Source organism: Enterobacter cloacae complex sp. SHL001, assembly GCF_049236825.1.
Lineage (GTDB): Bacteria > Pseudomonadota > Gammaproteobacteria > Enterobacterales > Enterobacteriaceae > Enterobacter > Enterobacter hormaechei_C.
The window spans coordinates 324,269-346,257 of the sequence record NZ_JBMKIP010000002.1 but is presented as its reverse complement, the minus strand read 5'-3'; the positions used below and the strand labels follow the sequence as shown (position 1 = coordinate 346,257).

Here is a 21,989-nt window from a genome sequence, read left to right as displayed (position 1 = left end):
CGTCATAATGCCAGGACGCGTCATTCGCGGCGTCCAAAGATGTTTTCCAGTTGGTTAACGCCGTCTGGCGCCAGGTCGCGAATAATGTCCATAAAGTTGAGTTCAGACAGCCGCTGCACCCGTTCAATCATCAGCGGTGCGGGATGGCTGGGTTCGTACTGCGCAAAATACTGTTTCGCTTTTTCCAGCATCAGCTGGGCGTCGGCGCGGCTGGTCACCTGCACGCTGCGCCAGTCCGTCACCTGCTGAACGGGCGACGCGGCCACCGGCTGCGGCTCGGCGTGCTGTTCAGCCTGCGCGTCACGGTTCGGCAGCAGCTTGCTGATATCGGTCACCTGACAGGCGCTGGAAACCAGTCCGACAGTTTTCAGCAGCTGTTCCATCTCCGGGACGCCACTTTCCCCGAGATAGCCGGTAAGCAGTTCGCGGATGGCCAGCAGGCGTTCGTTGATCACGATTACCGCTTCGGTGCCGGGCTGATCGCCCCGGGCCAGCTCATCGATCAGTCGTGGACGACCGCCCGGATAATCCGGACACTCGGTTTTACTGCCGTCAAGCAGCGCCTGGGCGTCACGGAGCGAAATCTCATCGCCGTTTGAGCGGAGCAGTGAGGCGTTACGCACCGCGACCGTCAGGTCAGATTTATCACTCAGCCCGGCGAGGGCGTTGATACGGTAGAACGGATCGGTTTCGCCATACTCTTCCAGCAGCGGGTAAAGTTGCTCCCAGTAACGGGACAGGGCTTCCTGCACCAGCAGTAGCCCGTCGGCGTAACCTGCCAGCCCGCGACGACGCGTCCAGGCATGGGTTAACGCCAGCATGACGCGAAGATCTTTGGTGCGACCCAGCAGGCTGGTGGCGAGTTTTTCCACCTTGTTCCAGTCGGCAGGCTCTGCCGGAATGATGGTGTCGCCAAACTGCTGCTCGGCTTTGCCCTGACTGGCCTGACCCATGGCCTGGAAATCGGCGTCGTACTCCAGATTTTCACCGCAGGGGTTATCGGGGCTTATCGGCGCGAGAAATTCATCGATATTCATAAGATCCCTGCTTATTCAAACATAGGCGGGTAAAGACCGTGGCGGCCCGGACGGGCGCCGCCTGCCGGATCGAACAGCAGCGTAAAGAGCTGCCCGGTGAAGTTTCCGCTGTGGACGTGGGTGTACAGCGGATAGCCGTCGCAGCGGTTTGTCCACCAGTAGCTGGTCTGGCGCAGCGGATCAAAACACTCCGCCGCCTGCGGCCAGCCCAGCGTGCTCTGACCATCGTCGTCATAGCCAATCACGTCGAGAATGTCGGAACGCTTTTGCGGCTCAACCGGCTGGGGCGCCGGGATGGTCATCAGCATTTCATCCAGCTGGGAGGCAGAATAGCTGTTACGCACCGCGTGCAGCCCCAGACGGCCAAGCTGCTGGTACCAGCTTTCAGCCTGCCCGAGCAGGCGGGATGACCATTCGGCGGGGGTGAAGCTCAGTTGCAGGCATACCGGATAGTGGCGGCCTACGCTGTCACGGCCCGGCAGCAGGCAGCCCATCTGAATCATCTGGCTACCGAGCATCGGCGGGACGACAAAGTTCCACACCGGGGCTTTTGAAAACGGGCGCTCGCCGCTGCGCTGCTCTTCCTGTTGCCAGGACAGCAGGCCGACCTGGAACCAGTGCGACCACTGGCGTTGCAGGGTATCCGGAAAGCGACGCTGCAAAAAATCTCCGGCGCTGGGTAATTTGCCATACCAGCTATAACGGTTCATCGCAGGGGTATTCGTCATACGGCTGTCCTTGCGGTTATGGGCATGTGAAACGGGGAAGCTGGAACGGGTTGCGGATGCTGTTCGGGGCAAACTCCAGCGTGACCTGATGTCCGTCGACGTTGAAGGTCGCCTGACGGCTCAGGCTACCCGCGCCAGGGCTGGTGCGCGCCTTGTCGAAAAAGCGGTTGAGCGCCCAGGAACCGTTAGTTACCAGCGTTGCGGTGCTGCCATTGGTCAGACCGAGCTGCATACGCACCTGGTTCGTCCCGCCCGGCCCCGGCCAGTTCATGATCTGCACCGCCTGCGGACCGTGGCTGTAGCGCAGCAGCTGGCCGTCCACGTCCAGCGTCAGGTTCAGAATGGTGTTGTCCATCCGCACGGTGCGCACCGTGACCTTAAAGGATGGCGTGGTCGCGCCGTTGGCAAAGAAGGCATCGCGGACAGACTGCGCCTGCTGGAACGGACGCAACAACCCTTCGCTGCCCGGCAGCGTTTTACCGTCGATGCCCGGCATAAAGCGCCAGTTCGCCTGGGTGGTGTCCACCTTGTTGGTCAGGTTGTCGCGGAAAAAGGTGTCCATCAGTCCGGTGCCCGGCGCGAACATGCGGGCGAGATCGTCGGGCGTCACCTCGGTGCTGGCGCTGCGCACCAGTGGATAACGCCCGGCAATCGCCTGACGGCAGAACCCACCCACTTCCACGTTGATGCGCTTACGCACGTTCTCCAGATCGCGACGCTGGGTGTCGCTGCTGGCGCCGACGGCCATATTGCTGAACATGGTTTGCAGCCCGCCCGGCAGACGGCCCGCGCTGGCTTGCAGGCGGCTGATTGCATCCCCGCCCGGCGCAGGCATACCGCTGTTTGCCGCATCCTGAACGGCGGTCAGGTAGCGATAAAGCTCGTCAACCTGCTTAAGAAAATCGTCAAAGACGATGGTCTTGCCACCCTTCTCCAGCGGCTGCGCCAGCTCAATCATCGGCGCATAGTGGTCAGTCACCAGTTGTTCAGGCGCCTGCGTCACAACCGCGCCCTGCGTCGGGGCATTGTCACCGTTGCTGAACAGCGCTTCCAGCGTGCGGGTGGCGCGGTTGCTTTGGTCTTCCGCTTTCTGCGCATCTTCCGGCGCTGGCGCAGTGCGCGACAGGGTCAGCACCTTGCTCAGGTTAAGCACCAGACGGCGCAGCGGCGAGTTGGTGCCTGAAAGCAGGCGCGCGGTGTTAATGCGCTGGGAAAGATCGGCGCTGTTGTTGAGCTGAATGTCAGCGAGAAAGCGATCCCAGTTGACGATAAAGTCGCGCATGTAGAGCTGGCGCACGGCGTTATCGATCTGCTGTTTATCTTCCTGGGCGGTGGTCGCTCCCAGTACCCAGGCATCGTCCTTGTGCAGGGCGGTGGTCACGCTGTCGATCTGGTCGTTGAAGCTCTTCCAGTAGCCGTCCGGCGTATAGAGGCCCGGTACGCCCTCACTCACCGGCTTGCCGCTTTTACGGGAAAACACCAGCTCGCTCTGCGGGCCGCCGAGATCTGAAAGCGAAACCGGCTTCAGGTTTTCATCATGCTCCAGCAGACGTTTCAGGCGGCCATATACGCGTGTTGAGAGCGGCTGCTGGTTGATAAGCGCCCTTTCACGTGCCACCAGATCCTCATCCTGCGCATACGGTGAAGCCTGAATTTTTGGCTCCAGCAGCTGCGTCAGGTGCCATTCCAGCTCCTGAAGCTGCGCCTGCGTCACGTTCTGCGGCAGGTTGCGTTGCAGGTTGAGCATCACCCACGAGTGCAGGAATTTGCCGTCATAGTGCTTCGGCTGATAGAGCATCTGATAGGCTTTCAGCGCCTCGTAGCTGTACTCCACGTCGCTGCCGTTGTCGTTGCGCAGCCAGGTGGTAATGTGCATCGCCACGGCGGGCAGCAGCATCTGATCCAGCGCCTTCTGGTACAGAGACTGCGAGGCATCGCTGACGTCATCCCCGCGATAAAGCCCCATGCGGCGGGAAACCGGCGGGTCGTTAACGTCGAAGGCATTGCTTTTCGGCAGATCCACCAGGCTGTTAAGCAGCGGCAGAAGCGCAAACAGATCGCGCTGGGGCTGGTTTTGCAGCGCCTTGCTCTGCTGCTCCAGCATCGGCACTTTTGCGTCCACTTCTTCCAGATAGGCTTTATTTTTGGCGTAGCTGGTCAGCCACAGGCCACCCAGGATCACCAGCAGGGCCAGAAGCGCCGCGTAGCCGGACCACATCACGGCGCGGTTGCGCAGCTCCCACCAGCGGTTTTCCCCGGCGATGCCCGCTTCCTGGAAAATGACGTTTTGCAGCAGGTTTTTAATGAAGAAGCTTTGGCCCTTCGCGCCCGGGATCGGCGCCTCTTTGCTCACCGAATCCCAGCGCGTGCTTTCCCCCCCTTCAGGTAAGGAGAGCGCGCGGTTCAGCTCGCCCATCACGCGGTCAAACGGCATCCCTTCCTGAGTGCCACTGGCAAAGTAGATGCCGCGCGGCGAAAATTCGGTTTCGAAGTTTGAACGGGCAAAGACCGTGCTCAGGTAGTCTGCCAGCAGCGGACGCAGCGCGGCGAACTCCTGCGGGAAGAGATAGGCTTCCGCACGGGTTTTGGCGTCATGCTCTTTGAGCATGGTTTCCGGAAGGCCAGCATCCAGACGCTGTTGCAGCAGGGAAAATTCCTGCTGGAAGTTGCCCATCAGGTCGTAATCGGCGTGTTTGGTCTGCTCCCACGGCAGCGTAAAGCCCCAGATCTGGTCGCGCTGGGCTTTGTCGTAATCCGCAAACCAGGCGCGGAAGCCTTTAAGCAGGTCCGCTTTGGTCACCATCACATACACCGGGAAGCGAATACCCAGCTGTTCATGCAGCTCGGAGAGACGCTGGCGCAGGTTGACCGCCTGCTGGCGCGAGGCCTCAGCGGACTGCGAAAGCAGGTCGGAAATGCTGATGGTGATAATCACGCCGTTGATGGGCTGGCGACGGCGGTATTTACGCAGCAGGTTGATAAATTCCAGCCACTCCCCGGCGTCCTGAACCTGCTCACTCTCCTGAGTGGTATAGCGCCCCGCGGTATCCAGCAGAACCGCCTCGTTGGTGAACCACCAGTCACAGTTGCGCGTGCCGCCAATGCCGCGCAGCGCGGTTTTACCGAAGCGGTCCGCCAGCGGGAATTGCAGCCCGGAGTTGGCCAGCGCGGTGGTTTTACCGGAACCCGGCGCGCCAATAATGACGTACCACGGCAGCTGATAGAGGTACTGCGTGCTGAAGCGCTGCGTCCACTGCGCGCCATGTCCCGCTTTGCTGAAGTGGGCTTTTTTCAGCATCTGGGCGGCTTCATCGAAACGCCCGGCAAGGATCTGCTCCTCGCTGTTCAGACGTTTCTGCGGATCGGCCGCCTCCGGGCTGGTGGTATTTTCGTTGAGCTTGTCCATCAGCTTACGGTTCAGCCAGGCGTTATACAGCCGCGGCAGAATGTGGCTCTGGGCCCAAATCAGGTAGACCACCGCAATGCTGATGACGCGGTTCTGCTCTGATTCAAGGGGCCGGGTATCCACGATGGACAGCAGCGGGCCAATCATCCAGATGACCGCCGCGAGCGCCGTTACGCCCAGGAAGCTCCACAGAATGCGATTGGTCAGTATAGAAAGTAGAGTTGTCAGCATCCTTAGTTTCCTTGCGGCAATCCGTTCAGCTCGGCCTGTGTATTGTCAGGCGATACCAGCAGCGTAATCTCCACGCGGCGGTTACGGGCGCGATTTTCAGGCGTGGTGTTAGGCGCTACCGGGTTGATCTCGCCCCGCCCTTCGGCTTTGACGCGCTCAGGCTGCGAGAGGCTACCCTGGAGCTGTTTTTGCACCGAACGGGCGCGCTCAAGCGAGAGTTCATAGTTGGAGGCGAAGCGTGCGCTGCGGATCGGCACGTTGTCGCTGTACCCCACCACCAGAATTTTGCCGCTGACGTTATTCATCGCCTGGGCGATGCGGTCGATGACCGGCTCATAGCGATCGCGCACCACCGTTGAGGCCGAGGCAAAGAGTCCGTCCCCTTTCAGGATCACCACGCTGCGATCCGCCTCATCCTTAACGGCCACCAGACCGGCATCAATTTCTGGTTTCAGGAAGCCGCGCAGGTTCAGCACCGCCGGCAGCTGACGCGCAGGCTGCTGGATCGTGGTTTCCGGCAGTTGGGACTGGTAAATTTTCGCCAGCACCGGGCTGGTGTTATCACCCAGACGCCAGTTCAGCACGATATAGAACAGGCAGGCGATAAAACCGACCAGCGCCACGCACGCCCAGAGTGGGATCATCGGCCGCCAGAGCTTGCGCAGAACGGGGCGATCTTCCGGGTGCGGCGAGAGCGGCGGCGGGTAGCTGCCGCGCACGCCACGGATCATCTGCCACAGGCGCTGTTTGATGGTTTCAAGCTGGGTCCGGCCATTGTCCAGCACGCGGTAGCGGCCTTCAAAGCCGAGCAGCAGACAGTAGTTGATCATCTCCAGCAGCAGAATGTGTTCGCGCGGATTCTGCGACAGACGCGCCAGCAGCTGGAAAAACTTCTCACCGCCCCAGGTTTCGTTATGAAACGTCACCAACAGACCATTGCTTGACCAGACGCCGCTGCTTCCCCACGGGGTCAGCGCGGCGGCTTCGTCCAGCGCCGTGCAGAGGCAGTAGCGCGCGCCGACAATCACTTCATACGGTAAGCCCGCCTGCTGGCATCGCACTTCGAAACGGCGAATTTCGTCAATCAGGCGCTGGCGCAGCCCGACCTGATCGTCGTGGGAAACCGAATGACGGATTTGCGGAATCGCATTGAGCAGCGGATTGGCGGCCGCCACCAGCTGATTGTTCCCACTGGCTCCGGTAAACACGGCATCACTGCCGGTATCCTGTCGTTCCTGCATATTAAGCGCTCGCTTTATTATTCTGTCGGGCTACGGATGGCCCAGAACTCCATATCGAGACCCGGGAATTCCCCTGCGAGATGCAGCGCGAATGCCCCGGACTTGTCCATCTCGTGCCACAGTTCGCTGCCCCTCTCGAGCTCGAAATAGCTGTAGCCTGCATGCCACGGGATCTGCGGCGGCGCGACGGGCATTGCCCGAAGCATGATGCCCGGCAGCTGGAGCTGGACCAGATCGCGAATTTTCGACACTGGCGCAACCTTCATCTGGGCAGGGAAATGGGTTTGCAGGTGTTCGCCGGGGACATTGGCTTTTACCGCCAGCACGAAGCCAAATTCGCGGACCATGCTGGTCTCCGGCACGGTGGCGATGTTCAGCCCGTGGGAGCGTTCGTGCAGCGGCAGCTGGATGGCATGATCTTCCATGACCAGCGACAGCCCCTGACGCAGCATCAGCATCAGTTTGCTGAAGCAAACGGCGAGATCGTCATGGTCGTATACCGGCAGTATGCTCTCTGCGGTACGCTGCGGCGTCCAGGTGGCGAGCTCCGTGGCGAACGGCAGCCAGCTGCGCCAGAGCGCTTCCGGGTGAAGCAGCGGCAGCGTTTTTAAATGTGAGACGTCGCCAAGGTGGCGGTTGATCAGCGAGAGAAGCGTGAACTCAACCATCTCGGACGTATTGAAACGCCCCGGCTGGCGCAGTCGACCGCCGATCTGCTGGCTACGCTGCACCAGCAAGCCGTGCAGGTCATTGATCATGCCGTACAGCTGCGGGCTGTTATTGGTGTTCAGCATTGGCGGGATGTAGCTGTTATCCAGCCGCACGTGGTTATCGTTGCGCTTTTCGGTGACGTACGCCACGCCGATGGCGGTCCATTCTGCCGTCAGATCTTTCTCCAGCATCAGGGTCAGACGCAGGCGGCCAAACTGGACCGTCGCCTCCCCGACCGACATGGCGTTGTCGTCTTCCACCTCTTGTTCAAAGGTAATAAAACGCGCCAGAGAAGACTGCTCCTCGCTGAAAATCACCTCTTCACGGCCACCGCGACGAACCGGCAGCGCAAGCACCACCTTTTCATTGGTGAGATTATCGGGGATTTTTAGCGGAGCCGGACCGTTGCGGTCGCTGCGAACCTGGAAAAAGGTGCCGTCAGGCAGCAAACCGCTACAGTAGCTCAGGGCAATACAGCCCTGGCGAAGCATCGCTTCATCCAGCTCAAGGTCGAGAAAGCCCCAAAGATACGATCGCTGCAAGGCCCCCCACTCACGAACGTGGTTGAGGAGGTAGCTTTCTGTCCGCTGAAAATGGTGGGGACGCAGGAACATGCCCTCGGTCCAGACGACCTTTTCTGCTTTCGTCATGATGATCTCTTTCCTGTTATGAAGGGCGTTACTGGCTGATGACCCGGATACCATTTACGTCAAGAAAGACGCTGGCCTGGAGTTCATCTGCGGACCATTTCCAGAACTGGTAAATCGCGTTTTCGCCGGGAACAGGCAAAGGAAGTGAGACGCGCCATTTTTTGCCGTCCAGCGCCTGGTATTCCGCCATCACGCCGATATAGCGCGCTTCCGGTGAGCTTTGTCCGCTCAGGGTTTTCGAAAGCTGGCCCGGCATCAGGAAGAACACATCGCTGTTCAGCAGATTCGCGCCAAGCGTGGCTGACGCATTGTTCTGTAAGGAGTAGAAGTCACTGGACATGAAATCCGCATCGGATTTCAGCAGCAACACTCTGACCTTAAGCGGCGCAGAATCATTGATTTGAGGATGAGCCTGAAACTGAAGATTGTAGCGGGAGGGGTCGCTGTGTGAAGACGACGTACAACCACCGATCAGCGCGAGAATCAACGCAAAAAAAGGGAACCACATCCGATGAAAATTTTTATTATTCATAAAAATATGCTCGTGAAACCCATTTAGTTCAGGATCCAGGTACCGTTCGCGCTGTCTTTGCAGGCTTTGCTGTTGCCATCGACATCAACACAGGTGGTTTTCTTACGCGCTTTCGGGCGCAGTGCCTGTTTACGCACGGTGGCTTCGTACTGGTCAGCCTTGATCACGGCACGCATCGGAACGTAACCAATCAGCTGTTCACTCCCTTCATCGGCCAGCGCCATCCAGAAATGTTCAACCTGCCCCAGCACGACGTAAGTTTTACCGGTCTCAAGCGTACGGATCACTTTTCCGCCGTAGTCAGGACGGCTCATCAGGGATGCCGGGTACATGGCACGGTACGGTTCATTCACCTGAGTGAACTCCGCCGGAGGGGTAACAGCGTGACGGTGCGTCAGCGTGATGCCATTCACCTGGCTGGTCACAATCGTATCATCGGTGATCGCTGGTTTCTGCGGCGCCTTACAGCCCGCCACCGCCATAACAAACAGAAGTGATAACAATACGCGCAGTTTCATATGCTTTTCCGTAGCGATATTTAGAGGATGAAGAGAGGGGATAAAATTTGACTTAGGTGCTATTGTTAAAATAATCGGAATATTTTCAGCAGGTAACTATTTTAAGGCATAGCTACCGCACGAACCCGACAGAAATGGGCCCAGCATGCTCCTGACATATTTTGACAAACGGTAGACAAGTTTACATGAGCTTGTCATCAATTCAATATTTCCCACCTGCTTAATGGCGTTTAATGATACGCCCAATGCATTATAGGATTAATCTCATAAAAAATGCGCACTTAGGTAAAATCGTCTTTTTCTTAGACAGATTTTGAGCATAACTCTATGAAAATTAATGGCTAAACAGGAAAAAGAGAACCACTATCATTAACGTAACCCCTTATTATCTCCACTACCATAATTAGTAGAATTTCATTTTTTCTGTGCGCTGCGGGATATATCTGGGATATTTTCATTGTTGCATTCAGAAGATAACTTTTATTGTGCACGAGCGTCCCGCATAAACAAATGGCGGCTAAGAAAATGGCAGAAATTTAATTTCGCGATCCGAAATAACCTGAGCAAAATTCCCCTTTGGGGTTATTTTTTGCACCTAAACAATTAAGCCCGGCTACATCTTTTTGCTCTCTCATCGTTCAGCGCGCTCCCTTGCAGCCCATAAACTGGGGGGTTCAGCGGCGCTGACAGTGAACCTCACGCAAGAAGTTTTACCGTTACTACATATTTATTTTACTTCTTCCCAACATCTGCCGTTCTACTCTTTCACCCGGCACGCCTCATTTGTCTCTTCTACAATGTTCGCCTTCCGCTTGACTTATTTTGTGATAAAGGTACTTTTCAGGACATGAAGAAGATCCTGATTATCGTTCCCGATGGTGGCATGTTGTTTGAGGCCGCCGGTATCGCCGACATTCTGATGCAGGCCAACCGGCTGCACCCGGACGGCCTTGCGCAGCCCCGCTACCGCATCATTATCGCCACCACCCAGCCTCACCTGGTGATCCACGGCCAGTCCGGCTTAAACCTGCTGGCGGACTATCGCCTGCCGGAGCTGGATCCGCGCGAGCCGCTGGACACGATCATCATTACCGGTCGCGGCATGAATGAGCAGGAGAGCACCGCCGTGGTGGACTGGCTGCACCTTGCCGCGCCGCATGCGCGCCGCGTCGCCTCTGTCTGCGGCGGGGCCCTGCTGCTGGCACAGGCCGGACTGCTCGACGGGCGCCGGGCAACGACCCACTGGCGGCTGCTGGAAACCCTGAAAACCCGCTATCCTGCGGTCAACGTTGAGGGCGGCCCGCTCTATGTTCAGGATGGCCCCGTCTGGACGTCGGGCGGCGTCAGCTCCGGGTTTGACCTGACGCTGGCGCTGGTGGAGGATGATTACGGCTTCACCCTCGCCCGCAATGTGGCGCAGGATATGGTGATGTACCTGCGTCGGCCTGGCGGCCAGCTACAGTTCAGCCGCTATAATCTGGAGCAGTCCGGCGCGACCGGACCAGTCAACGAACTGCAAAGCTGGATCCTGCAAAACCTCACCGCAGATTTGTGCGTCGAAAGGCTGGCCGAACGGGTCGCCATGAGCCCGCGCAATTTCACCCGCGTGTTCACGCGTGACGTGGGCGTGCCTCCGGCCCGTTATGTCACCGAAGCGCGTCTGGCCGCCGCCCGACAGCTTCTGGAGCAGACCCAGGATCCGCTTGAGGTCATTGCCGAAAAAAGCGGGTTTGGTACCAGCATCAACCTGCGCCGCGTTTTTGAAAAGCAGCTTCATCTCACGCCGGGCGAATACCGCCAGCGATTCCACTGCCGCAGAATGGCGTAATATGATCCTTTTTTGTCATTTACGCCATACGACCTGACGCCTACAGTAACTCCAGACATCACAGATAAGGAGTGCATCATGGTTAAGGTCGGTATTAACGGTTTCGGCCGTATCGGACGTAATGTCCTGCGCGCGGCGCTGGGCAACCCGGATCTCCAGATTGTGGCCATTAACGATCTGACGGACAGTAAAACCCTCGCCCATCTGCTGAAATATGACTCTCTGCTCGGCACGCTGCCGGTGCCTGTGGAAGCGGCGGACGGCGCGCTACAGGTTGACGGGCAACGCATCACCGTATTCAGTGAACGCGACCCGGCAAACATTGCGTGGAAAGACGCAGGCGTTGAGGTGGTAATTGAAGCAACCGGCTTCTTCACCGAACGTGAAAAAGCGGCGGTGCATATCACGAGCGGCGGCGCAAAACGCGTCATTATTTCCGCCCCGGCTAAAAATGATGATCTGACGGTGGTGATGGGTGTGAACCACACGCTGTACGATCCGGCCCAGCATTTTGTGGTCAGCAACGGGAGTTGCACCACTAATGGTCTGGCGCCAGCGGCGCAGGTGCTGCACCAGCAGTTTGGCATTGAGCACGGGCTGATGAACACCACGCATGCCTACACCAACAGCCAGGCGCTGCATGACCAGCCGGAAAAAGATCTGCGCGGCGCGCGCGCGGCAGCATTATCGATTGTGCCTTACTCCAGCGGCGCGGCAAAAGCGCTCGGGAAAGTGATCCCTGAGCTTGACGGTAAACTCACCGGGTATTCCCTGCGCGTGCCGGTTCCGGTGGTGTCGATTGTCGATCTGACGGTGACGCTGAGCCGCAACGTGACCGCTGAGGAGGTGAATGACGCGTTCCGTCAGGCTGCCGCCAGCGGGCCGCTGAAAGGCATCCTGGGCTACAGCGATGAACCGCTGGTCTCCAGTGATTATCAGGGCGACCCGCGCTCATCCATCATCGACGGGCTTTCAACGCTGGTGATTGGCGGGAATATGGTGAAGATCCTGTCGTGGTATGACAACGAATGGGGCTTCTCGAACCGTCTGGTGGATCTGGCGGTGCTGATGGATAAGAAAGGGTTGTAGCCGATCGTATTGCCGGGTGACGCTTGCGCATACCCGGCCTGCAAAATGGCCCCTCTGCCTGCTAACAGGGGGGCATTATGACACTCTTCAGAAATAATATTTAAACCGCACACGACCGCCATAACGATCGTCGTTCTTATCGCTTCCCTTTTTCGGCGACGCGTTCACCCACGAAGCGTAGGCGCCCAGGTAAATGTTAAAGTTCTTCATCTTCATTACGTTGGGAATAAGGTATGACGCATGGACAGTGTGAATATCATACTCACCCGGATCGGTGATCCAGCAATCATTCTCACACTCTGCGTCAAAGGTTGAAGTGTTAAATTCGTCGATTTCGTTATGTGCATAAATATAGCCCAGGTCATGGTGAATCCGTAACCGGTGCGGTCAGACTGATCGACCCAACGACCCGCGTCATCCCGATAGCCATAAGCATTGTTGACCAGATTGGTTTCCATGGCGACGGCCGTTGAGAACGGGCCGTCCTGCCACGAAATAACTGGCCGGACATAGGCGACGTTCTTATCATTTTCCAGTTCCGGCCATGGTAGCGCTGGTCGACGTACAGATCGCTGCCGTCTTTGAACAGCGTATTCAGCTCGAAATACCAGTTATCCAGCGTTTTACTCATCAGGAAGTTACCGCCGCTGTCGGTACGGCCACGCCCCTCTTTCAGCATATAAATGTAACCATAGCCGTCGCTATAAAGATCGTCCGCTGTATTGCCTGAGTATTCAACAAAGGTATCCTGGTTAAGCGGGAACATATCGTAGGCTTCAAAACGTCCAACTTTAATTTCCCAGTCGTTTTCTGCGCCAAAGAAAAATACCGCATCATCAAGGTACATTTGCCCTGCTAAATCGCCCAGTGGTTGTACAGAAAATCCGGCAAAATGGCCGTTATCCATTTTTCGGTAACCCTCAAACCCCAGCAAAATACGACAATTAATATCCCACCGTTCTTTATCTCCCGGCGCCCAGTCGCTATTAGCACTTTACTTAACAGAAGTCAGACTGCCGGTTTTGCTGGCAGCATCCATATTAAATTCCACATCGCCATAAAATTTTATATATCCAAAGCCCGAAAGCGTCAGCTTCGGTGGTGCGTCTTTATTGACGGGCTTTTCTGACTGGACGACCACGGGAGCAGCCTGCTGACTGGCCGCCTGCTGTTGTTTCAACGCCTCGATTTGCGCCTCCAGTTGCGCCAGTTTTTCATCTACGCTCGTCGCGCTTTGTGCCGCAAAAAGAGAGCCAGAACAGAGTACCCCCACGAGGACAACCATTTTTTTTAATTGCATAGAATCCATCCTGAAATAAAAGCGAATACCCTAAGTGATGGGCCACTCTATTTCGTATAAATGTTTTTCGGCAGGCTATTATGTTTTTTGTTATGTCGGTTATGTTTTTTACTTTGTGTGACCTTCACGGAAAGTTATTCGCGGAATGTAATAAAGAAACACAACCCCGTTCACAGAATTAAAAAAGATTGCAACCCATAAGCCTGGTCAATATTCATAGTGTGCCCTGACAGGATATTTAATTAAAACCATTCCCCAAAAAACATTCCCCGAGTAAATTGTTTCCGGCGCGCTTCTCACGTCCGGGCGCGGCGGTAAATTGTCTGGTAATGCGCAAAATGGGATATCTAACACGCGAAGCGGGCAATATTCGTCTAAGGTTTTCAGGTGATTGACGACAGCGGTGACGCTGCCCAGCGACGAATGGAGATGAACCGATGATAAAAACTCGAATGCTACGCCCTGGCTTGTTACACCTTACGTTGGCAGGCGCCCTACTCGGTGTTACCGCATTTAGTTATGCTGAAGACCAGCCAACGAGCCAGCAAAGCTCACCTGATATTCTCCTTGGCCCCCTCTTTAATGAAGTACAGAGCGCCAAACTGTTCCCGGATCAGAAAACCTTCGCGGATGCCGTTCCCAAAAGCGACCCGCTAACCATCCTGGCGGATTACCGGATGCAGCATACCCAGTCCGGTTTTGACCTGCGCCACTTCGTAGAAATGAACTTTATCCTGCCGAAGGAAGGTGAGAAATACGTTCCCCCTGAAGGCCAGAGCCTGCGCGAACACATAGACGATCTGTGGCCTGTACTGACCCGCACCACTGACAAAGCGAACAAATGGGACTCCCTCCTGCCCCTGCCAAAGCCCTATGTCGTGCCGGGAGGACGCTTCCGCGAAGTCTATTACTGGGACAGCTATTTCACCATGCTGGGGCTGGCCGAGAGCGGCCACTGGGATAAGATCGGCGACATGGTGGACAACTTCGCTTACGAGCTTGATACCTGGGGCCATATCCCTAACGGTAACCGCAGCTACTACCTGAGCCGCTCTCAGCCGCCTTTCTTCTCGCTGATGGTGGAATTGCTGGCCACGCATGACAGCGACGCGTTGAAGAAATACCGTCCGCAGATGGAGAAAGAGTACGCTTACTGGATGGAGGGGGCTGATGGGCTCCAGCCTGGTCAGGCGAACAAACGCGTGGTGAAGCTGGATGACGGCTCGATCCTCAACCGCTACTGGGACGATCGGGACACGCCGCGCTCTGAGTCGTGGCTGGATGACGTGACCACCGCCAAAAATAACCCTAACCGTCCGGCCACCGAAATTTACCGCGATCTGCGCTCTGCCGCGGCCTCGGGCTGGGATTTCAGCTCCCGCTGGATGGACGATCCACAGAAGCTGGGTACCATCCGCACCACCAGCATCGTGCCGGTGGATCTGAATGCGCTGATGTTTAAGATGGAAAAACTGCTGGCCCGCGCCAGTCAGGAAGACGGCGATAACGCCAGTGCAAGTAAATATGACGCGCTGGCCTCCGCACGTCAGAAAGCCATGGAAAGCCACCTGTGGAACGATAAAGAGGGCTGGTATGCGGATTACGATCTGAAAACCGGGAAGGTGCGTAATCAGCTGACGGCCGCAGCCCTCTTCCCGCTGTATGTGAAGGCCGCATCACAGGATCGCGCGGATAAAGTGGCCGCAGCCGCGTCGTCACGCCTGCTGAAACCGGGCGGTATTTCTACCACCACCATCAACAGCGGGCAGCAGTGGGATGCGCCGAACGGCTGGGCGCCGTTGCAGTGGGTAGCGGTGGAAGGGTTGCAGAACTATGGTCAGCAGAAAGTGGCGATGGACGTAACCTGGCGTTTCCTGAAAAACGTTCAGCATACCTACGATCGCGAGAAGAAACTGGTTGAGAAGTACGATGTCTCTTCGACCGGTACCGGCGGTGGCGGCGGTGAGTATCCGTTGCAGGACGGTTTCGGCTGGAGTAACGGCGTGACGCTCAGGATGCTGGACATGGTCTGCCCGAAAGAGAAGCCGTGCGACAGCGTACCGGAGAATCAGCCTGCGGCAAACGATGATGTTGCACCTGCGAAACAGGCGGCGCAGTAGCGCCCCTCACCCTGACCCTCTCCCCGGTGGGGCGAGGGGACGGTTCCGTGCAATAGATTGGCCCGGTAGCGAAGCGCCACCGGGCTTTTTTCAGAAGCTGTAACTCGCCCCGACCTGGAACGTGCGGTCACGGCCTATCCAGCAGTTGGTCGCGTCATAGCAGGTGAGCGTCTCTTTGTTGGTGACGTTCTGCGCGCTCGCTTTCAGCGTCAGCCCCTCCAGCGATGGCGCCAGCTCGCCCATGCGGTAAGACGCCGCCAGATCGTATTGCGTCGTACCGCCCAGCTTGCCTGCGTCGTTGGCTGGCGAGATCTCCATCGGCCCGGTGTAGCGTGCCCCTGCCCCCAGCGTTAACCCTCTCAGCGGCGTGCTGTCAACGGTGTAATCCCCCCACAGATTAAAGGCGTTCTCAGGGACCTGCGTCGGTCGTTTGCCCTGGTACTTGTCATCTTCGGTATTGATGGCGTGGGTGTAGGCATAGTTGGCAATCAGCGTCAGGTTATCCGTTGGACGACTCATAGCGGAAAGCTCCGCGCCTTTCGATTCCACTTCCCCGGTCTGGCGATAGTTGAGGAAGCCCGGATCGCTGGTCACCACATTTTTCTGACGAATGTTAAACACCGAGGCGGTGAAGGTGGTTGCGTATTCCGCCAGCAGGTATTTCACCCCACCCTCCACCTGCTTGCTGGTGGTGGGCTTAACGTCTTTCGCGGTCAGCGTGCCCTGCGGCGATACCGGGGCGAACCCTTCCGAATAGCTGATAAACGGCGAGAGACCATTGTCGAAGGCATAAAGCGCACCCAGTCGCTTGGTGAGGCGATCCTGCGATACCCAGGCTTTGTCACCGTTTTGCAGATAGTTGGTGGTGACGGAACGGTAGTCGTCATAGCGCAGGCTGGCCAACACGTTCAGCCCGCCAAACGCAATCTGATCCTGGAGGTAATAGCCATTCTGCTGATAGCTGAGACGGTTTTTCTGCGCGGTTTCAAGCCCCAGCGCATCGTTATCGATCTGCGAGTGATCCGGATTACGCATATCGATACCCGGTGTGGACGAGGCGTAACGATAATGGAAGTGAGAGTTCAGCTTCTGGTAGTCAAAGCCCGCCAGCAGATGATGTTTCCAGTCCCCCAGCGCGACGGTTCGGGTGACCTGGTTATCAATGTTGAAGCTCTGTAAATCTTCATCCGTGGTATAGGCGAAGCGGTTAAGCTGGTAGACCTCGCTGCCCGTCCCGGTTGAATAGGCGCTGCGCTGGTGGGTGTCCACGTCAAAGTAGCGCGCTTTCTGGCTAAAGCCCCAGCCACTGTCAAACTCATGTTCAAAGCTGTAGCCCAGCATCCACTGACGCTGCTTAAAGCCGCTCCACTCATCCCCGGCATAGTCACGACGATCGGCGTATTTAGACCGTAGATAGCTTAGCGGCATCGGATCAGACGGCGTCAGGCTCGGCGTATTTTGCGCCAGCGCGTCAATGGTCAGGCGCGTTTTGTCATCCGGCTGCCAGGTCACGGAGGGGGCCACCAGATAGTTTTCATAGCGCGTGGTGTGCGCCTGTTCGTCACTCTCTGTCGCTTTACCCAGCAGGCGATAGTTCCAGTCGCTGGTCGCAATCTGCCCCGTGGAGTCCAGGTACCCCTCTTTCAGATTGCGGTTTCCGGTGTTAAAGCCCAGTTCTGTTTTCGCCTCTTTCTGCGGCTTTTTACTCTGAATATTGACCAGCCCGCCCGGGGAGCCGCCGCCATACAGCACGGATGACGGCCCCTTCAGGATATCGACGCTCTCAATCAGCAGCGGATCGATTCGCGCTTTGGTGTTCCCGGTGACGTTATAGGGAAGTTGCAGGCCGTTGTAGAACTCCTGCTCGACGTTGAACCCGCGGATTTTGTACTCGCTCATGTAAGAGGTGCTCCCGCGCACCTCCGTGGAAACGCCCGGCGCATAGCGCAGGATCTCGTTTACCGAACTGGCGTGCCGCTGCTCAATCTCTTTAGCGGCAATGGTGTTGATCACCTGCGGCGTTTTACTTTCCGCGACGGCTGATTTCGTGGCGCTGTTGGTCCAGGCAGGGAGCGCGCTGCCCTGCTCTGTACCGGTCACCACGATGGTGGGTTCTTCTGCAAAAGCCTGTGTTTGCAATGCCAGCGTGACGGCGCCTGCCAACGCGCATAACGCAAAACGTGAGGTGCTCATAGTGTCGTCTTGTTATTAGATGGTATTGGGAACGCCAATTATTATCATTTCCATTAGCAAATCAATATCGGCGGAGAAAAACAGATCGTTTGTATTAAGTTTCATGCCAGCGTGCCGATAACCCAGAGACAGTCTGTCATCTATCGAGGAGCCATCTGGCGTGAGTAGCTACAGTGAGCAGTTCCTGAAACAAAATCCGCTGGCTGTATTAGGGGTGTTACGCGACCTGAAAAAGGGCGAGGTGCCGCTGCGCATCAACTGGTCAACCAGCCAGTTTATCAGCAAGATCCTGGACGTGACGGCAGAACACCTGATCGTGGATCTGGGTAGCCAGAGCGAAGAAAACCGTGCCGCGCTCCAGGCAGAAAACCTCTCGGTGATGGCCGAAACGCAGGGGGCTAAAGTCGAGTTTATACTGCCCCACCTGACCACGATCGCGTACCAGGGTTTGCCTGCGTTTATCGCTCCCCTGCCCGCTAACCTCTGGTTCGTGCAACGCCGCGAGTTTTTTCGCATCAGCGCCCCGCTTCACCCGGCCTATTTCTGTAAGGCAAAAATGCCGGACAAAAAAGAGATCCGCTTTCGTCTCTTCGACCTGTCACTGGGCGGGATGGGCGCGTTAATGGATACGCCGAAGCCGGAAGGACTGGTGGAAGGCATGCGTTTTAGTCAGATTGAGCTGGATATGGGCGGATGGGGACGCTTCTGGTTTGACGCCCAGCTGATTGCCATCAGCGAGCGTAAGGTGGTGGACAGCAAAAACGAAACCATTACCACGCCGCGACTGAGCTTTCGCTTTCTGAATGTCGGGCCAGGCGCCGAACGCGAACTACAGCGCATCATCTTCTCACTGGAGCGTGAAGCGCGGGAACGCGCGAACAAAGTGCGCTGAAAGGCGTCGGGCAGCATGCTGCCGCCCGACAAAGGCGTTACATGGCGTCCATCGCTTTCTGTACTTTCCAGATATAACGTGGAGCCTGTGCTGACGGATGATTCTTCACAACGTGCTCGAAGAATTCATCTTTATCCATATCGTTAATCTCTTCTATCGCCTCTTTGCGATCGGATGAGAAGGTTCGGAGCAGCGCGCCGGCTCCGTTAACGTACGACACCACCAGCGCATATTGCATCACTTCCGGATCGTCAATCCCCTTCAGAATGCCATGCTCGAGAATACTCAGGTAAGCGGTTCCCATAGAGATATTACGTTCCGGGTTTTTCAGCTCGCTGGTGGATGGCTGTCCCTTCCAGCCCATGTAGCGATAGACCTCTCTTCCCGCCGTCGAGGCTTTTAACTGCATCAGCCCCACCGCATTCGATTTACTCACCAGCGTCGGGTTGCCACCGGATTCCACGGCAATGATCGCCGTGATCAGACGCGGGCTCACGCCCCAGGCCTTCCCGGCTTGTTCGCTGATCGGCATCCACTGCATGGCCCGCTTTACCGGCACTTCAGGGTTCCAGGGGGGATTTTGATAATCATGTTTTGAACTACAGCCAGCGAGCAGCACAATCAAAAAAGCAAACCATCTCAATTTCACGTCATCTATCCTTATAGCCGGTCATCGCGGTACGTCGCCCCTTGAAGCAGGCGGCGTATAAGCGGCATGATATAGACAATTAGATTCTCATTCAGCAAGGAATTGCCATGCCTCAGTTTCATCTCATCGCACCGTCAGGCTACTGCATCAACCAGGAGGCGGCACAGCGGGGCGTTCAGCGCCTGCTGGAAATGGGCCATCAGGTAGAAAATCAGACAATTATCCCCCGCCGCATGCAGCGTTTTGCCGGTACGGAGGCGCAGAGACTGAGCGATATCAACAGCCTGACGACGCTGGAAGGTGAAAACACCATTGTGCTGGCCGTGCGCGGCGGCTATGGCGCAAGCCGGCTGCTGGAGAGCATCGACTGGGCCGGGCTGGCCGCGCGCCAGCAGCAAGATCCGCTGTTAATCTGCGGACACAGCGATTTCACGGCGATCCAGCTCGGCCTGCTTGCGTTGCATAACGTCATTACCTTTAGCGGCCCGATGCTGGCCGGCAACTTTGGTGCGCCGGAGCTGGATGCGTTTACGCAGGACCATTTCTGGCGCGCCCTGCAAAACCCGACGTTCACCATCGAGTGGCAAGGCAATGGACCGCACTGGGAATGTGAAGGACAGCTGTGGGGCGGCAACCTCGCGATGCTGGTGTCGCTGATTGGAACGCCGTGGCTGCCGCAGATCACGGACGGCATACTGGTGCTGGAAGATATCAACGAACACCCGTTCCGCGTCGAACGTATGCTGTTGCAGCTGTATCACGCCGGGATCCTGGATCGGCAGTCGGCCATTGTGCTGGGCAGTTTTAGTGGTTCAGCCCCCAACGATTACGATGCGGGCTATTCCCTGGAGACGATGATTGATTTCATTCGTTCCCGGCTGGATATCCCGGTGATCGCCGGTCTGGATTTCGGCCATGAGCAGCAAACCGTTACCCTGCCGCTGGGTGCCCAGGCGCACCTTGTACACGATAATTCAGGCAGTCGGTTAACAATCAGCGGTCATCCGGTCTTAAAGGCATAAAAAAGCCGTTATTCCCCCTCAATAAAACGCAGTTAACGTTGTTATTATGTTAGGGTTTTAATAACAGCGTTCACATTGAGGTGGGAGTAAGACGACATTGGGTGCCACAGCGATAATCAGTCTTTTCATTCTGGGTTCCATCCTGGTAACCTTTAGCATTTTATTAAGTTCATTTTCATCGCGTCTTGGCATACCTATTCTTGTCATTTTCCTGGCTATCGGCATGCTTGCCGGGATCGACGGTATCGGCGGTATCCCCTTCGATAATTACCCTTTCGCCTATATGGTGAGTAACCTCGCGCTGGCGGTGATTCTGCTGGACGGCGGCATGCGCACCCAGGCAAGTTCGTTTCGCGTTGCCTTAGGCCCGGCGCTGTCTCTGGCGACCGTCGGCGTGCTGATCACCTCCGGCCTGACCGGCATGATGGCGGCCTGGCTGTTTAACCTCGATATAATGGAAGGGCTGCTGATTGGCGCGATTGTCGGCTCTACCGATGCGGCGGCGGTTTTCTCGCTGCTCGGCGGCAAGGGGCTGAACGAACGCGTGGGCTCCACGCTTGAGATTGAATCCGGCAGTAACGATCCGATGGCGGTGTTCCTGACCATTACCCTGATTGAGATGATCCAGCAGCACGAAACCGGCCTGAGCTGGATGTTCGCCTGGCACATCCTCCAGCAGTTTGGCCTCGGGATTATCATTGGTCTCGGCGGCGGTTACCTGTTACAGCATACGATTAACCGTATTACGCTGCCTTCCGGCCTTTACCCGCTGCTGGCCCTGAGCGGTGGGATCCTGATCTTTGCCGTCACCACCGCGCTGGACGGCAGCGGTATTCTGGCGGTTTACCTTTGCGGTTTCCTGTTGGGCAACCGACCGATTCGCAACCGTCACGCCATCTTGCAGAACTTCGACGGTCTGGCCTGGCTGGCGCAGATCGCCATGTTCCTGGTGCTGGGCCTGCTGGTGACGCCGTCGGACCTGCTGCCTATCGCCGTACCGGCGCTGCTTTTGTCGGCCTGGATGATCTTCTTCGCCCGTCCGCTGTCGGTGTTTGCCGGGCTGCTGCCGTTCCGCGGGTTTAACCTGCGTGAGCGGATATTTATCAGTTGGGTGGGGCTGCGCGGCGCGGTGCCAATTATTCTGGCAGTGTTCCCGATGATGGCCGGGCTGGACAACGCCCGCCTGTTCTTCAATGTCGCCTTCTTCGTAGTGCTGGTGTCGCTGCTGTTCCAGGGAACGTCGCTGGGCTGGGCGGCGAAAAAAGCCAAAGTGGTGGTACCGCCCATTGGCTGGCCGGTCTCCCGCGTGGGGCTGGATATTCACCCTGAGAATCCCTGGGAACAGTTTGTCTACCAGCTAAGCGCCGATAAGTGGTGCGTGGGCGCGTCCCTGCGCGATCTGCATATGCCCGCTGAAACGCGCATTGCCGCCCTGTTCCGGGATAACGCCCTGCTTCACCCGACCGGCAGCACGCGGCTGCGTGAGAACGATATCCTCTGCGTGATTGGCCGCGAGCGCGACCTGCCGGCCCTCGGCAAGCTGTTCAGCCAGTCGCCCCCGGTGGCGCTGGATCAGCGTTTCTTCGGCGATTTTATCCTCGAAGCCAGCGCCCGCTTTGCGGATGTGGCGCTGATTTATGGCCTGGAAGGTGGACTGGAGAATCGCGATAACCAGCAAACCCTGGGTGAGATTATTCAGCAATTATTAGGAGCTGCGCCGGTCGTCGGTGACCAGGTGGAGTTTGCCGGGATGATCTGGACGGTAGCGGAGAAAGAAGATAACGCGGTGCGCAAAGTCGGCGTAAGGCCGATGGAGGAGGAGGCGGAGTAGCTGCTTTTTTG

The 21,989-nt window shown here is 57.1% G+C and carries 14 protein-coding genes and 2 pseudogenes; 6 read left to right on the top strand and 10 right to left on the bottom strand.

Going from position 1 to position 21,989, the window contains the following annotated elements:
* Positions 1-20: 20 nt before the first annotated feature.
* From tssA to ACOTYH_RS07115, 7 genes are read right to left on the bottom strand one after another with little or no spacing between them, the layout of a single operon-like run.
* Positions 21-1,037, bottom strand: a complete 1,017-nt coding sequence (gene tssA, locus ACOTYH_RS07145) for a type VI secretion system protein TssA (protein ID WP_421637640.1) — start codon at positions 1,035-1,037, stop codon at positions 21-23.
* Between the two features lie 11 nt (positions 1,038-1,048).
* Positions 1,049-1,765 (bottom strand): type VI secretion system-associated protein TagF, encoded by a 717-nt coding sequence (tagF, locus tag ACOTYH_RS07140; RefSeq protein ID WP_047740709.1) that lies wholly within the window; start codon positions 1,763-1,765, stop codon positions 1,049-1,051.
* 16 nt (positions 1,766-1,781) lie between these two features.
* On the bottom strand, positions 1,782-5,402 hold the full coding sequence (tssM, locus tag ACOTYH_RS07135; RefSeq protein WP_047057139.1) for a type VI secretion system membrane subunit TssM: 3,621 nt from the start codon (positions 5,400-5,402) through the stop codon (positions 1,782-1,784).
* A gap of 2 nt (positions 5,403-5,404) precedes the next feature.
* On the bottom strand, positions 5,405-6,643 hold the full coding sequence (locus ACOTYH_RS07130; protein ID WP_003859963.1) for a DotU family type VI secretion system protein: 1,239 nt from the start codon (positions 6,641-6,643) through the stop codon (positions 5,405-5,407).
* 17 nt (positions 6,644-6,660) lie between these two features.
* Positions 6,661-8,004: a type VI secretion system baseplate subunit TssK gene (tssK, locus tag ACOTYH_RS07125; RefSeq protein WP_033486827.1), complete on the bottom strand. Its 1,344-nt coding sequence runs from the start codon at positions 8,002-8,004 to the stop codon at positions 6,661-6,663.
* Positions 8,005-8,032: 28 nt separating this feature from the next.
* Positions 8,033-8,536: a type VI secretion system lipoprotein TssJ gene (gene tssJ / locus ACOTYH_RS07120; RefSeq protein WP_022648418.1), complete on the bottom strand. Its 504-nt coding sequence runs from the start codon at positions 8,534-8,536 to the stop codon at positions 8,033-8,035.
* A gap of 23 nt (positions 8,537-8,559) precedes the next feature.
* Positions 8,560-9,054 carry a hypothetical protein gene (locus ACOTYH_RS07115; protein ID WP_006810964.1) on the bottom strand — a complete coding sequence of 165 codons (495 nt, stop codon included), beginning with the start codon at positions 9,052-9,054 and terminating at the stop codon, positions 8,560-8,562.
* Between the two features lie 847 nt (positions 9,055-9,901).
* On the opposite strand from ACOTYH_RS07115, the gene ACOTYH_RS07110 reads away from it, so the two are divergent.
* Positions 9,902-10,882, top strand: a complete 981-nt coding sequence (locus ACOTYH_RS07110) for a GlxA family transcriptional regulator (RefSeq protein WP_421637639.1) — start codon at positions 9,902-9,904, stop codon at positions 10,880-10,882.
* 78 nt (positions 10,883-10,960) lie between these two features.
* Complete coding sequence (gene gap / locus ACOTYH_RS07105; protein ID WP_045907236.1) at positions 10,961-11,971, top strand: type I glyceraldehyde-3-phosphate dehydrogenase; 1,011 nt, start codon at positions 10,961-10,963, stop codon at positions 11,969-11,971.
* An 87-nt stretch (positions 11,972-12,058) separates the two neighbouring features.
* Here the strand turns inward: gap and ACOTYH_RS07100 are convergent.
* Positions 12,059-13,271, bottom strand: a pseudogene (locus tag ACOTYH_RS07100) (carbohydrate porin).
* 437 nt (positions 13,272-13,708) lie between these two features.
* On the opposite strand from ACOTYH_RS07100, the gene ACOTYH_RS07095 reads away from it, so the two are divergent.
* On the top strand, positions 13,709-15,391 hold the full coding sequence (locus ACOTYH_RS07095; protein WP_045907235.1) for an alpha,alpha-trehalase: 1,683 nt from the start codon (positions 13,709-13,711) through the stop codon (positions 15,389-15,391).
* 90 nt (positions 15,392-15,481) lie between these two features.
* Here the strand turns inward: ACOTYH_RS07095 and ACOTYH_RS07090 are convergent, their stop codons facing one another.
* Entirely contained in the window at positions 15,482-17,584 is a 2,103-nt protein-coding gene (locus ACOTYH_RS07090) for a TonB-dependent siderophore receptor (RefSeq protein WP_350364409.1), read from the bottom strand.
* A gap of 160 nt (positions 17,585-17,744) precedes the next feature.
* On the opposite strand from ACOTYH_RS07090, the gene ycgR reads away from it, so the two are divergent.
* The gene (gene ycgR, locus ACOTYH_RS07085; RefSeq protein ID WP_414580142.1) at positions 17,745-18,476 is read left to right on the top strand and encodes a flagellar brake protein YcgR; all 732 of its coding nucleotides are present in this window, start codon (positions 17,745-17,747) and stop codon (positions 18,474-18,476) included.
* A gap of 37 nt (positions 18,477-18,513) precedes the next feature.
* On the opposite strand, the gene emtA is transcribed toward ycgR, so the two are convergent.
* A complete protein-coding gene (gene emtA / locus ACOTYH_RS07080; protein WP_017384310.1) occupies positions 18,514-19,125 on the bottom strand; it encodes a membrane-bound lytic murein transglycosylase EmtA in 612 nt (203 codons plus the stop codon).
* A gap of 107 nt (positions 19,126-19,232) precedes the next feature.
* On the opposite strand from emtA, the gene ldcA reads away from it, so the two are divergent.
* Together ldcA and ACOTYH_RS07070 are read left to right on the top strand one after the other, a co-directional pair.
* Entirely contained in the window at positions 19,233-20,147 is a 915-nt protein-coding gene (gene ldcA, locus ACOTYH_RS07075) for a muramoyltetrapeptide carboxypeptidase (RefSeq protein ID WP_058688650.1), read from the top strand.
* Positions 20,148-20,244: 97 nt separating this feature from the next.
* A pseudogene (locus ACOTYH_RS07070) lies at positions 20,245-21,912 on the top strand (potassium/proton antiporter); the annotation flags it as partial.
* Between the last annotated feature and the right edge of the window lie 77 nt (positions 21,913-21,989).

Bases quoted from the DNA above. Each gene is read 5' to 3' on its own strand.
- tssA (WP_421637640.1), bottom strand. From the start codon at position 1,037: ATGAATATCGATGAATTTCTCGCGCCGATAAGCCCCGATAACCCCTGC.
- tagF (WP_047740709.1), bottom strand. From the start codon at position 1,765: ATGACGAATACCCCTGCGATGAACCGTTATAGCTGGTATGGCAAATTA.
- tssM (WP_047057139.1), bottom strand. From the start codon at position 5,402: ATGCTGACAACTCTACTTTCTATACTGACCAATCGCATTCTGTGGAGC.
- ACOTYH_RS07130 (WP_003859963.1), bottom strand. From the start codon at position 6,643: ATGCAGGAACGACAGGATACCGGCAGTGATGCCGTGTTTACCGGAGCC.
- tssK (WP_033486827.1), bottom strand. From the start codon at position 8,004: ATGACGAAAGCAGAAAAGGTCGTCTGGACCGAGGGCATGTTCCTGCGT.
- tssJ (WP_022648418.1), bottom strand. From the start codon at position 8,536: ATGAATAATAAAAATTTTCATCGGATGTGGTTCCCTTTTTTTGCGTTG.
- ACOTYH_RS07115 (WP_006810964.1), bottom strand. From the start codon at position 9,054: ATGAAACTGCGCGTATTGTTATCACTTCTGTTTGTTATGGCGGTGGCG.
- ACOTYH_RS07110 (WP_421637639.1), top strand. From the start codon at position 9,902: ATGAAGAAGATCCTGATTATCGTTCCCGATGGTGGCATGTTGTTTGAG.
- gap (WP_045907236.1), top strand. From the start codon at position 10,961: ATGGTTAAGGTCGGTATTAACGGTTTCGGCCGTATCGGACGTAATGTC.
- ACOTYH_RS07095 (WP_045907235.1), top strand. From the start codon at position 13,709: ATGATAAAAACTCGAATGCTACGCCCTGGCTTGTTACACCTTACGTTG.
- ACOTYH_RS07090 (WP_350364409.1), bottom strand. From the start codon at position 17,584: ATGAGCACCTCACGTTTTGCGTTATGCGCGTTGGCAGGCGCCGTCACG.
- ldcA (WP_058688650.1), top strand. From the start codon at position 19,233: ATGCCTCAGTTTCATCTCATCGCACCGTCAGGCTACTGCATCAACCAG.